Consider the following 12223-nt stretch of genomic DNA (forward strand, 5'->3'; position numbering starts at 1 on the left):
GCTCTATTTTGCGTTAGAATACCCCCGACGAGATTTGAACTCGTGTCGCCGCCGTGAAAGGGCGGTGTCCTTGGCCAGGCTAGACGACGGGGGCAACAGAATGTGAGCCGTACAGGGATCGAACCTGTGACCACCTGATTAAAAGTCAGATGCTCTACCAGCTGAGCTAACGGCTCGGAGTCATCACAAATTTTAATGATACCATACTTTTAGGTGGATGTCAAATTAAAACGAAAATTTTTTAGTAGAAGGCGTTGGGTTTCACTCAATCTCTCTTTAATGTAGATCATAAGGAGATTGGTGTATGCTCTTTAAGTTTCAAGGGTCTTGATGGAATCCGTTCAACCCAACCTACAAGACTATTCAACCTATTTTACAAAATTTATCAGTTACCAGAGGGGTTGTCCTAACTGTACAATTTGATCTCTATCGGGTCCAATAGAGATAATCGGGATCGGGACGTTGAGGTAATCGGAGACATAAGCGACATAGTCTTTGGTGCGTTGCGGAATATCCGCTGCGGTGCGTGCTTCGGTTAAAGGTTGTTCCCATCCGGGCAGCGTTTCATAGACCGGTTCGCACTCTTCTAACACTTGTAGGCTACTCGGGAAACGGGTGGTTTCTTGTCCTTTATAGCGGTAAGCGACACAAACCTGCAAATCGGTGAGTGTATCAAATACATCGAGTTTCGTCATTGCGATAGCGGTGAGTCCGTTAATTTGCGTTGCATATCGGAGTGCGACGAGATCAAGCCACCCGCAGCGTCTGGGACGTTGCGTCGTAGCACCGTATTCTTTTCCGATTTGCCGAATCTCTTCGTCCAAGTCGGGTGGCATCTCCGTAGGGAAGGGTCCACCGCCGACGCGCGTTACGTAGGCTTTGGAGACCCCCAACACCTCTTGAATCGCTTTGGGTCCGATGCCGAGTCCGGTACAAACGGCACCTGCGGTGCAGTTAGAGGATGTGACGTAGGGATATGTTCCAAAATCTATATCCAGCATTGTTCCCTGTGCGCCTTCAAAGAGAATCCGTTTTTCAGTCGCAAGTGCCTCATGCATGAATGCGACGGTATCGGTCACATAAGGCGTAATCCGCTGTGCGTAGGCGTAGTAGGTTTCGAGAAGGACGTGTCGATCGGGGCCGCCTATCTGGAGTGCTTCGGCTTTGGTTTCGAGGTTGTAATCCAATTTCTTTTGGAACTGGTCAAACTCAAGGAGATCGCCGACGCGAATGCCAGCATGTCGGTTCATCTTATCGGAGTAGGTGGGTCCAATACCGCGCGAGGTGGTGCCGATTTTGGTAGCACTTCCCATCTGTTCCCACTGCTCAACCGCCTTATGGTAGGGGAGAATAAGGTGGGCGCGGTCGCTGATTTTCAAGTTATCACTGCTGACCTCAATACCCTGTGCCTGCAACCGGTCAATTTCACCGAAGAGCGTCTCCAGATTGATGACGACTCCGTTGCCGATAACGTTCACGGTGTCGGGTCTGAGGATACCCGATGGGATGAGATGAAGAATAAAGGTCTGATCACCGAGAACGATGGTATGCCCAGCATTATCGCCGCCCTGATAGCGTGCGACGACATCCGCATCTCCGGCAAAGACATCGGTCAGTTTACCTTTACTCTCATCGCCCCACTGTGCACCTAAGATGACAATGTTTGACATACAAAACCTCTTGCTACTCACAAAGACGTGTAGACGCGGTATTCGGCCGCGTTCGTGCTACGCGTTCCGCGTGCCTTTTACGTTATGATAAAATCCGTGATTAGGGGGAACGCTGTTGGTGGGTTTCAATATCCGCCCAACGGTGAAATGTGCGAGGGAGCCGACAATTCTAACGCTTAGAGAATTGAAAGCGTGCGCGTGCGCCTTTTTGCCCGTATTTCTTCCGCTCGACCATTCTCGGATCGCGAGTCAAAAACCCTGCTTTTTTCAGGGAAGACTTCAAGGATTCATCAGCTTTAACGAGTGCGCGTGCGAGTCCGTGTGAAATCGCGCCAGCCTGCCCGGTATGCCCGCCACCTTTGACGTTGACGAGTACAGCAAACTCACCGCTTTTCTCAACATGCTCGATCGGGCGTTGCGCTGCCTGCCAGTGGTCGGCACGTTGGAAGTATTCCTGAATCGGTTTCTTATTGACGATAATCCCAGCTTCACCACCGGGGATAATACGGACCCGCGCCACTGAGGTTTTACGTCGACCGGTTCCCCAGAATTGTTCAATAGCCATACTGCTCATACTCTCCAAAATCAATCGGGGTTACAAACCCCTCCTACCATTTATGAGGTAGTCAATCGGGGTTACAAACCCCTCCTACCATTTATGAGGTAGGTTGTAGGCACGCTCTGCGAAGGCGGCACCTCAACTGAATTAAAACGTTAAGACTTCCGGTTCCTGTGCTTGATGCGGGTGAGACGGTCCAGTGTAAACTTTGAGTCCCTTCATTAATTGCCTGCCGAGGCTATTCTTGGGGAGCATGCCCTTGACGGCATCCATGATAATCGCCTCTGGCTTGAGTTTCATCTGCTCATTGAAGGTTCGGTATTTATCACCACCCGGGTAGCCGCTATGCCTAAAATAGGTTTTCTGCTCACGCTTGTTTCCCGTGACGTGTACCTTCTCTGCATTCACAACAGCAACGCGAAAACCTAAATCGGCGTGGGGCGTAAACCGCGGGTCATTTTTTCCGCGCAGTACTTGTGCGATGCCGGATGCTAAACGCCCGAGTACCTGCCCCTCCGCGTCTACCACATACCATTTAATGTCTTTACCCGTTTTCGGAAAATAGGTTTTCGTTTTCAGTACCATGATTTCCTATCCCTTTACTAATAACCAAACTTTTTGTAGTCTCTTGTTCGCATGCACTGCTCTCAATAGCATGTGTATAATTGCAAACACAACCGCATAATATTATATCATGAAAGATGGCATTTGTCAAATTTTTGTTAGTCGTCAGCCATCAGCAGTCGGTTATCAGCAATCAGTTGTCAATAAGCGAGGTTCCATGTAGATTAAAACTTGAGAACAATTAATCCACGGGCATTGCGTGGGTTGGGATTTCGATGCCTTGTTCGCTCCAAAATTTGTATGCCCCGCGATGTAATGGAATTACAAACGCCTTTGATCCGTTTTCTATTGTCATATCTGCTGCTGCTTGGTTTACGAGCAGCATTGCCTGATGCCCTTCCGGTGCGTAAACGTGTTTTAGGATGGTATAGATCGTCTTCTCGCTGACATCCTTGTGTGCGATGAGTAGCGTTGGCATCAAAATAGTTTTTACAGGTTTAACTTTGCCTTCATACGCGCCTTCAGGCAAAGAGCCAGAGAGGTAGAACGGGTATTTCTCGTAGAAACCGTACTTCTTAGCAGGTGTGTCAAGGTCCAACATCCGGATGGATTTAATCGTTGTCAACTCAATGACGGCACTATTTGGCACACTGACAAGCCACTGGAATCCATCGACTTGTCCGTTTTGAAGTGCCTCGGCGGCTGCAGTGCCGCCCTTGTAAATCGGTGTGAACTCGCCCCAGATACCCGCCAATTTCGATAACCGCTCCAACGTCTGTGCGGTGCCGGAGCCGCTCGCGCCTACGGCGATTTTCCTGCCAACGATGTCCTCAAACTGATGAACATCACTGTTCGCTAAGGTTGAGAACTGGTCATAGGCGACAAAGAGCAGGGTTACCACGCGGATATTGGTTTTGGGTCCCTCTTCTGCGAAAATATCTTTGCCGTGATAGCCGAGATAACTTTCAGCGGCAAAAACGACACCGAGGGCTTCCGGGTCTTCGTTGACACGCCGCGTATTTTCGACAGAACCTGCGGAGCCGTCAACAGATATTTTCAGATGTGGTTCGTGTTTCGTGACGACTTGACGCACGCCTCCGGCGAACTGCGAAAAACTACCACCGATGGTGCCTCCGAGAATTGAGAGCCATTCCTTTTCCTGAGAAGCCGTGTTATCTGTTTTCGGTTTTTCAGCCGATTGTTTATCGCTACAACCACAGAAAACAACGGATGCAATCAGTACAAGGCATATAGATATATGTAACACGAGTCGCCACCTATTTACAGACATAGCACCCCTCTGGGGTGCGACTGTTTGAACATACCGTTTTCTATAGACATAGCACCCCTCTGGGGTGAGGAAAGTGCCTGAAAGTCCTCTTTGAAACGTCCAAAACCTGAGAGTAGCAACTTGGGTTATATGTAATAAGACGCGGGACACGAATTTATTCATTGTAAACATAGAATTTCCTTTTTCGTTTGTATATTGTATAGCCAGTTTTGGCTTGTAGATGGTGCGCATTAACTCATAGAAATGATACCAAATGTTTTGAGACATTTCAAGTCTTTTGTAGAGAGACAAGTTTTCGGATGTTACGGCACGCGGAGCGTGCCTACTACTTTGCAGTTAAATTTCCTTGATAAATGTTCAAACAATTGTTAGACTATAACCGTGAAGGTGAGTAAACGAAAAGGAGGCAAAAATACAGTGAAACGCTTCTTCTCATATCTATTGCTGGTAGGATTCAGTTTAGGTTTTATCATTAGTACTGCTGCCGTTAGCGAAGCAGCACCGAAAAAACGGGTTGCGGTGCTCTATTTTGAGGACAACAGCCGCTTTGATTCTCCGACGGGATGCGGTTGTATACCAAGTTTTATCGGCAATATTTTTAGCACAAAAAAACGCTGGGACTTGGAGGCAGGCTTTGCCAAAATACTCAACCGGAAGTTAGTGGAAACGAACGTGTATGAACCGATTCCGAAAGACGAACTTTTAGATGCTATGGCACTTATGACGCTCTCGCGACATAGTTTGAAAAAATTAGATCAGGCGCAGCGCGCCACGCTTGCGAAACATCTCAATGCTGATGTAATTGTGTTAGGTAATATCCGAAAGTTTAATCAGGAACGGCTCCGCACGAACGCTTCTCGGACGCTGCGCGAAGGGGGCCGCGAAGCACGGCAAGGCACAGCCAGTTACACGGCGCCGGTCATCCTGCGCGGGTCGCTGCACCGTGTAACGATCCAACTGAATATGAAATTTTACAATGCGTCGGGCGATTCGGTTGCTGAGCCTCGGATTTCCGCTACCCGTGATCACTCGTACGCTGGCACGAGATTTGCCTCTCTTGAAGCAAGCGTGACAGAAGAAGGGACGAATCTTTCGTTTGGTCAGACATCGGAGAAGCAGCGAAAGAACCCGCGCCCAATTGTTAAGCCGACAGAACTGAATGAAATCCAGTTTGCGAGTGCTGAATACGATAGAACACTTTTCGGCATGGTGACAAATGAAGCACTGATCAAAGTGGTTTTGGCACTCCGAGATAACATTGGACCGAACTTCATTACCCGTTGGGAACCGCAACCCGCGGCCTCCGAAAAAGGCGCGCAAACAGTTTCAACGCTAACGGATGGACCGGTCAAAGGGAAGATTACGTATCTCGATAATGAAAACCCGGATATGATCTACGTCAATATCGGTTCCGATAAGGGGATAGCGATCAACCAAGAATTTACTGTCTCTACCAAGGGCAAGCCGGTTCGAGATATAGATACGGGTGAAATTCTGACATACGTACCGAAACAAATTGGGACCTTGGCGGTCTCCGAGATCCTGACGGGTAAGGTCTCCATTTTTCGCGTCGTTGAAATAGCAGAGCCTCTGAAAATTGGTGATGTCGTTAGCGAGACGACTCCTGAACTCCCCGCTTCCGAAACGGATACCCCTGAAAAACAAGAGTAAATCTTGAAAGGAGTGTTATATGAAGTACCGCTCGACTATTAATAGCAAGGTTTATCTGAAATTGCTCCCCATTTTCTGCGTTTTGACAGTGTGTCTCGTCATGTTATTCGGATGCGCGGATCCGAGTGCGCCGAAGAAAAATGAAGAGGCAGGCGATACTACTGCTGAGAAGATTAAAATCGGTTTGTCCATGGATTCGTTGCGTGTAGAACGGTGGCAGAAGGATCGTGATATTTTCACGGCTGAAGCGGAAAAACTGGGTGCCGAAGTTATCGTCCAATCTGCCGATGGCGATGAACGGCGGCAAAATGAGCAAGCAGAGAACATGATCACGCAGGGCGTGGATGTCCTCGTTGTTATTCCGAAGGATAGCGTCGCTGCCGCTCAAATCGTTCAAGCTGCGCATGCAGAAGGGATCAAAGTGGTCGCTTATGACCGGTTGATTCGCGAGAGTTCACCCGACCTCTATATCTCCTTTGACAACGAGCAGGTTGGGTATCTGCAAGCCGAATATCTGCTGCGTCAAAAACCGAAAGGTAATTATTTCCTCCTCGGTGGTGCGCCAACGGATAATAACGCGCAACTTCTACGGAAAGGGCAGATGCGCGCTTTGCAAACCGCGATTGACGGTGGCGACATCCGATTGGTAGCAGAAGGCAAACATTGGGCAGTCAATTGGGATCCGCGTGATGCGCTGAAGAAGGCGGAACAGGTGTTGACACAGACGAACAATAGGGTCGATGCTGTGGTTGCGTCTAACGATGGCACGGCAGGTGGTGTTATTCAAGCACTCGCAGGACAGAATCTGGCGGGGCGTGTAATCGTTTCAGGACAGGATGCCGAGCTTGCGGCGTGTCAACGGATCGTTAAAGGCACACAAACGATGACGGTCTATAAACCGATTCACCTTATTGCAACAAAGGCGGCACAAGCGGCTGTCGCACTCGCAAAAGGTGAAACGCTCGCTGAAGCCACACAGACAGTGAATAACGGTAAAATTGACGTTCCATCCATTTTGCTTACACCCATCCAAGTTGACAAAGCGAATCTCGATGAAGTTGTCATTAAAGATGGATTTCACACGCGTGAAGCCGTGTATCAGGAATAGTTATCAGTACGATTTTTCTGCGAAAAATCTTGACCAGTAACCAGTAACCAGTAACCAGTTTAAAGAGGTTTTTTGTGGCAGTCGCAGGAAAAGTAAACACCACAAGGTCTTAACTGACAACTGACAACTGACAACTGATATAATATGCCTATTTTTTTATTCGGAGTGGATACTGAAGGCATCGGAATTGGTGACCGGCTGAGTTGGGTCTGGTATTCCGATGCGTATCAGAATATAATCGTTATTGCATGCCTTGTCGCTGCGGGGTGGCTTCTGCGATACGCCGCGCGGCAAGAGCATTGGCGGAATGCCGCGCGACAGATACGTGGCAACCGTCTTGCCATGGTTTGTCTGTTCATCCTCTTGGGGTATCTCCTCATCGGCGTATTGGATAGTATCCAGTGGCGCGACCCATTGATACGTCAGACGGATCAAGTGCTTACCCGAAACGAGAACGGTGCCGTCGTTTACAAACCGAGAAGTTTGAGCCTGCTTGATAGGCTTTGCACGCCGCTTCGCGAACGGACCGAGAAAACCTATTCCGCGCCTTTAGCGACCCGCCTATATGCTAAGACCAACGTTCAGACCGCTGATGGTCGAACAATTCGGGACTATCCACCGCTTGAACATCCGCGGACACATCTTTTGGGTACTGATAAGGTCGGCAGCGATGTCTTTTATCGTGCTTTAAAGGGGGTCCGTACCGGTCTCATTATCGGTGGGTTTACCACCCTGATTGCTGTGCCGTTTGCCATGCTTTTTGGTGTGATTGCGGGCTACTTCGGTGGTTGGGTAGATGATGCCGTTCAGTACATCTATGCTACGCTTGCTTCGATTCCGAGTATCCTACTCATTGTCGCTTTCATGCTCCTGTTTGGACAAGGTTTATTCAATCTCTGTCTTATTATGGGGATCAGCAGTTGGACGGGGTTGTGTCGTATCCTGCGCGGCGAAACTTTGAAACTCCGAGAATTGGAGTATATCCAAGCCGCTGAAGCCTTCGGTGTGCGGCGTGGACTCATTATTCTCAAGCATATCATTCCGAATCTCATGCATATCGTCCTGATTACTGCTATCCTACGATTTAGTGGATTGGTGTTGACGGAGGCGTTGCTGAGCTACCTCCAGATCGGTGTTGACCCGACGACTGGAAGTTGGGGGAACATGATTAACACGGCGCGTTTGGAACTTGCGCGCGATCCGATTGTGTGGTGGAATCTCACTGCAGCGTTTGCTTTTATGTTTGGGTTGGTGCTGCCTGCGAATCTGTTCGGTGATGCTGTCCGTGATGCTCTGGATCCAAGGTTGCGGACGGAGTAGGTAAACAGTGATTGTAGATACAGATATCCAACACACAGAAGTAAAAGTTGTGAATGTAGGCGGCCCCTTGGACAACTTTATCACACCTCGAAGCCAGCGTCAGGATTTCAGACATGTGGACTTGAATCATGGACCAAACACAATCGTCGCGAATGTCAATGAAGTGCAATTGAGAGATATTTTGGGGACACATGTTCGATTTTTGCGAGCATCAAATGTTCCTTTCGTTCCAGTTCCAACAGGAGCATTTGTCGAACCAAACGCCTTCATCAAGCAGGCCCAAAGCCTACAAGTAAAGCGAATTGTTATTACAACGGGACAATTTAGTGAGCTTGCAATAAGTAATGCTCTAAATAAAGCAGGTTTCTCAGTACAGCGAAGAGTCATTCACCAACGAACATTCATTACAGCAAGATGTTAATACCAAGGAGATCTAAATGTCGGTACCGCAAATCATACACCAAATAGACGAACTGATTAGGGATATGCACACACCTCGAGAAAAAAAGGTCGAAAATCTGAAAAACCTTGCAATGACATGCTGGCAGGAAGTTATACCAGAATACGAAAACCCAGAAATCTTTAACAAACTTGAAACGGATGAAGTCCAGAAGCGTTGGGCAAGTGTCCGTAATGAAGTCGAGAAATATGAGACAAAATCTCAAATTTTGTATGTTCTTGATTGGCCGGCTTCCAGCGGCGATTTCTATTGGGTAAAGTAAATAACGTTTGAATTGCACGAGATCCGTTACATATAGGACTTACACAAGTTGAAAAAATATCGGACATTTAGACACAAAAAGCGGTAATTTTCGCCCTTTAAACCCCCTAAATCCCCCTTACCAGGGGGACTTTAAGAGGAATGTGTAAGTCTTAACATAATGCTCCTCACCATCATCAAGTGAATCTAACCGGCAGGAGAGGCTTATGAAGACGGTATTTAAGTTTACGTTTTTTGTTTTGTTAGGTATCTCTGCTTTGGGTTTCGTGGCGACGGCTTTCTTGTATATTTTCAATCCAGATAAAGCGGAATTGGCGGAAGAACCAGAACAAGTAGCATCTGTATCCGATGCGGCAAATGAAGTATCGGCACCGATAGAAACATCGGATCAGGAAGGCGAACAACCCGCACCTACAGAAGCGATTACGGCACCAGAGTCGGAAGCCTCGTCCGAGCAGGCACCGGTGGATACCGAGGAAGACGCTGAAGCACTATCGCTGTTAGATGCGAAACAGGTTGATTGGGATTTAACACCTGCAGAACAGGAACTGGAGGTCGGTGATTGGATCTCGATTGAAGGGTATCAAGATGATCTTATAGGCGCGACTGTTGCGGAACACGCTGCGACGCGTGTTTTGAAATGGAACGAGCCAAGTGCGTTATACGGGACGAACGGGATGGTAGCCATCACCAGTCAATCGACACGGATCCCTGCGCCAAGCGACAGAATTGTAAGCATCGTCGGACTCGTTGAAAACCCGCGCGAAAATGAGACGGTGGTTCAGATTAATAAGGCATTACTGCAGGAGCAGACCGTTCTGATTCGTGCAACAGGTCAGATTGATCACATCGCCGGAGATAAAACGCCAAAGCGGTGGACGGTGTTCCTAAAGAAGGGCGTTCATGTTGATTTCGCGAGACAACAAAAGGAAGAAAATGATAGTCCGTGAAATTTGGCCGTTGACCACAACGAGAATAACCTACTAAGGAGACAACTATGCAAAAGTTAATCTACCTTTTCATATCCGTGTTAGCTATTGCTTCGCTTTGCCACAGCGGGTATGCTGAGCAGGTGGTGACAGATGGACTTGTGAGTTATTGGACGTTTGACCGACAAGACATTGCTGATAACACGGTTAAAGATGTCTGGGGCAAAAATGATGCGACAATTGTTGGGGATCCGAAGGTTGTTGCTGGACGGACGAAGGATGCTTTGGAATTTGATGGTTTGGACGATTATGTGAATTTGACAAATCTTGGTGATTTTGGAAATCAGATGGGTTCAGCGACGTTTGAAGCTTGGATCAAACCGAGTTTCAAAAAAGGCGATATGGCACTTTTCAGAGTCATTGACGCAGATTGCATGGGTTGGGGCCTGGAATTTATCGTAAACATGGAACCGCTTACTATTCTTGATAATGTTGTTATTGAAGATATCATCTTTTCTCATACCACGTATCGAACAGGAAACGGTTCATGCAGGTCTACTATGTCTGTAAAGTCGGTTCGGATCCTTGATGGGAAATGGCATCACATTGTTTACGCATATGAACCTTATGTAGACGCAGCCGGAGGCGAACGAAGCAGAAAAATGATCCATATAGACGGTAGGCGGTATCGTTTTGGTAAACCTCTTGTATCAGGTGCCATTTTCGCCCCGTTTACAGAACCTGTCTATCTTGGCGCGAAAAACAATCGTGGCAGCGCAGAAGATTTTTTTCCGGTATAATCGATGAGGTCCGTATCTACAACCGCCCTCTCACGTATGATGAAGTCCGGCAAAATTTTGAAATCGGGCTTGATGTGGAACCTGTGCAGAAGTTGCCGACGGTCTGGGGCGCGCTAAAGATAAACTTATAAAGGTCGCGAGCACAGCTCGCTCCTACAAGAAGCGTCCGTTGTTGGAAAAATGCAAACCCACATCTCGCGGTCGCGAGCCCAGCTCGCTCCTACAAGAAGATTAGCGGAACGCGCAGAAACCAGGCGCAATACTATTACTGTGAGGAAAATGGTCTTGAAAAACTTTGTTATCCCAGTCCTACTTTTTGGTATGATGTTTTTAGGCGTGGTCGGCTGCGGTGACGATTTGAAAAAACCTGAAGAGTTACTGAAAGAAAAAGCTGAAGAATCCGCGGCTGAATCGTCTGCTTCGTCGTTGGCAAATGCAGAATTGCACGGTTCTTGGGAGGTTGTTTCAATTTTCGGTAAAACGCCTAAAGAATACCTCGAATCTTTTACAGTTGGCGGCGAAGCAGAAATCACGGTAAAACAACTTAACTTCGCCTTTGCCGCTGATGATTCGTGGACTTGCGATCTTGTGGAAAAAACTGTAATTGATTTCCCAGATATACCGCCTGCCACTCTTGAGACGACTGGCACATGGTCGGGGACTTACGCTTTCGATGGCCAGACACTCTCGATATTTACAAAAGAAGCAGAGGTGCATATAGCCACTGAACCGAAAGATTTTTTTCAGGTCGTATTTGATCGGGCACTCGCGGAAGCAGAGCAAGATTATGACGAGGACTTCAGGTCTGATTTCGTCAAACCGTTTGCGCGATCCACTTGTACGAAACAGGGGAATACAGTCGTCCTGATAACTGATACCGGTGAAGAGATGGTGCTTGAGAAGCAGTAATTTTCCTTTTCGACGCAGGCACTGGTATTTTCATACATTCTACCAACAAAAAAACAACGGGCAATAATGCCCGTTGTTCGTTTTTCTCAGAAACTATCTTCCACCCGTTTTAATGGGATTAGTCGTTCTCGTATTCTTTGAGGAAACCTCTGAACTCCCGACGATGCTTTTCTTCATCGGCGAGGAGTTTGACGCAGAGGTCTTGCGTGACGTAGTCTATCCCATCGCATAAGCGGATAATTTTGTTGTATTGTTCAATCGCGGCGTTTTCGGCTTCGATGACCCCATGGATCGTTGCCACAACATCCGTTGAATCTTCAGGCGGTTGAAGTGATGCCTGTTCCGGTTTAAAGGCGAACGAACCCGGTACGCGCCCCTCGATTTCCTTGATGCGAGCGGCAAGTTCTTGTGCGTGTGTAATTTCTGTTTGGATATCTGCTGCCAAGGATTTTTTAATTTCCTCAGCGCGGATGCCGTCCAAGTCAACGGAGATCGCCAAATAATTAATGGTGGCTTCCAACTCTAACCAATAAGCACGAGTCAGTTCCTTGATAATTGCGTCTCTGTTTCCGTTTTCCATTGTTTTCTCCTATCGTAGATGATTGCGTTTAAGATTGAATTATTGTTCTATTCATTAGTATACCACACCTTGGTACGGGTTTCAATCTTTTCCGCCTCTGA

Annotated in this window: 13 protein-coding genes and 2 tRNA genes; 8 read left to right on the top strand and 7 right to left on the bottom strand. The window is 47.7% G+C overall.

Features of this window, described 5'->3' with window-relative positions:
• Positions 1–19 precede the first annotated feature (19 nt).
• The 6 genes from OXH00_24050 to OXH00_24075 all read right to left on the bottom strand — a co-directional run bounded on the left by OXH00_24050 (position 20) and on the right by OXH00_24075 (position 4060).
• Positions 20–94, bottom strand: a tRNA-Glu gene (locus OXH00_24050).
• 9 nt (positions 95–103) lie between these two features.
• Positions 104–176 (bottom strand) — tRNA-Lys (locus OXH00_24055).
• Between the two features lie 213 nt (positions 177–389).
• Positions 390–1670 carry an adenylosuccinate synthase gene (locus OXH00_24060; protein ID MCY3744098.1) on the bottom strand — a complete coding sequence of 427 codons (1281 nt, stop codon included), beginning with the start codon at positions 1668–1670 and terminating at the stop codon, positions 390–392.
• Positions 1671–1839: 169 nt separating this feature from the next.
• Positions 1840–2235 carry a 30S ribosomal protein S9 gene (gene rpsI / locus OXH00_24065; GenBank protein ID MCY3744099.1) on the bottom strand — a complete coding sequence of 132 codons (396 nt, stop codon included), beginning with the start codon at positions 2233–2235 and terminating at the stop codon, positions 1840–1842.
• Between the two features lie 141 nt (positions 2236–2376).
• Positions 2377–2814, bottom strand: coding sequence for a 50S ribosomal protein L13 (gene rplM, locus OXH00_24070; protein MCY3744100.1), 438 nt, complete (start codon positions 2812–2814; stop codon positions 2377–2379).
• Between the two features lie 220 nt (positions 2815–3034).
• Positions 3035–4060, bottom strand: coding sequence for a TAXI family TRAP transporter solute-binding subunit (locus OXH00_24075; protein ID MCY3744101.1), 1026 nt, complete (start codon positions 4058–4060; stop codon positions 3035–3037).
• A 441-nt stretch (positions 4061–4501) separates the two neighbouring features.
• Between OXH00_24075 and OXH00_24080 the strand changes: the two genes are divergently transcribed.
• The 8 genes from OXH00_24080 (at position 4502) to OXH00_24115 (ending at position 11542) form a co-directional block, all read left to right on the top strand.
• The gene (locus tag OXH00_24080; protein MCY3744102.1) at positions 4502–5755 is read left to right on the top strand and encodes a hypothetical protein; all 1254 of its coding nucleotides are present in this window, start codon (positions 4502–4504) and stop codon (positions 5753–5755) included.
• A 19-nt stretch (positions 5756–5774) separates the two neighbouring features.
• Positions 5775–6863 (top strand): D-xylose ABC transporter substrate-binding protein, encoded by a 1089-nt coding sequence (xylF, locus tag OXH00_24085; protein MCY3744103.1) that lies wholly within the window; start codon positions 5775–5777, stop codon positions 6861–6863.
• 144 nt (positions 6864–7007) lie between these two features.
• Positions 7008–8183, top strand: a complete 1176-nt coding sequence (locus OXH00_24090; GenBank protein MCY3744104.1) for an ABC transporter permease — start codon at positions 7008–7010, stop codon at positions 8181–8183.
• Between the two features lie 7 nt (positions 8184–8190).
• Entirely contained in the window at positions 8191–8604 is a 414-nt protein-coding gene (locus tag OXH00_24095; protein MCY3744105.1) for a hypothetical protein, read from the top strand.
• Between the two features lie 16 nt (positions 8605–8620).
• Positions 8621–8905 (top strand): hypothetical protein, encoded by a 285-nt coding sequence (locus OXH00_24100; protein ID MCY3744106.1) that lies wholly within the window; start codon positions 8621–8623, stop codon positions 8903–8905.
• A 205-nt stretch (positions 8906–9110) separates the two neighbouring features.
• The gene (locus OXH00_24105) at positions 9111–9854 is read left to right on the top strand and encodes a hypothetical protein (protein MCY3744107.1); all 744 of its coding nucleotides are present in this window, start codon (positions 9111–9113) and stop codon (positions 9852–9854) included.
• Positions 9855–9901: 47 nt separating this feature from the next.
• On the top strand, positions 9902–10633 hold the full coding sequence (locus tag OXH00_24110; GenBank protein MCY3744108.1) for a hypothetical protein: 732 nt from the start codon (positions 9902–9904) through the stop codon (positions 10631–10633).
• Between the two features lie 285 nt (positions 10634–10918).
• A complete protein-coding gene (locus OXH00_24115; GenBank protein MCY3744109.1) occupies positions 10919–11542 on the top strand; it encodes a hypothetical protein in 624 nt (207 codons plus the stop codon).
• A gap of 118 nt (positions 11543–11660) precedes the next feature.
• Here OXH00_24115 and OXH00_24120 read toward each other — a convergent pair whose 3' ends face one another.
• Positions 11661–12122: a ferritin-like domain-containing protein gene (locus tag OXH00_24120; protein ID MCY3744110.1), complete on the bottom strand. Its 462-nt coding sequence runs from the start codon at positions 12120–12122 to the stop codon at positions 11661–11663.
• Between the last annotated feature and the right edge of the window lie 101 nt (positions 12123–12223).

This window comes from Candidatus Poribacteria bacterium (assembly GCA_026706025.1).
GTDB lineage: Bacteria > Poribacteria > WGA-4E > WGA-4E > WGA-3G > WGA-3G.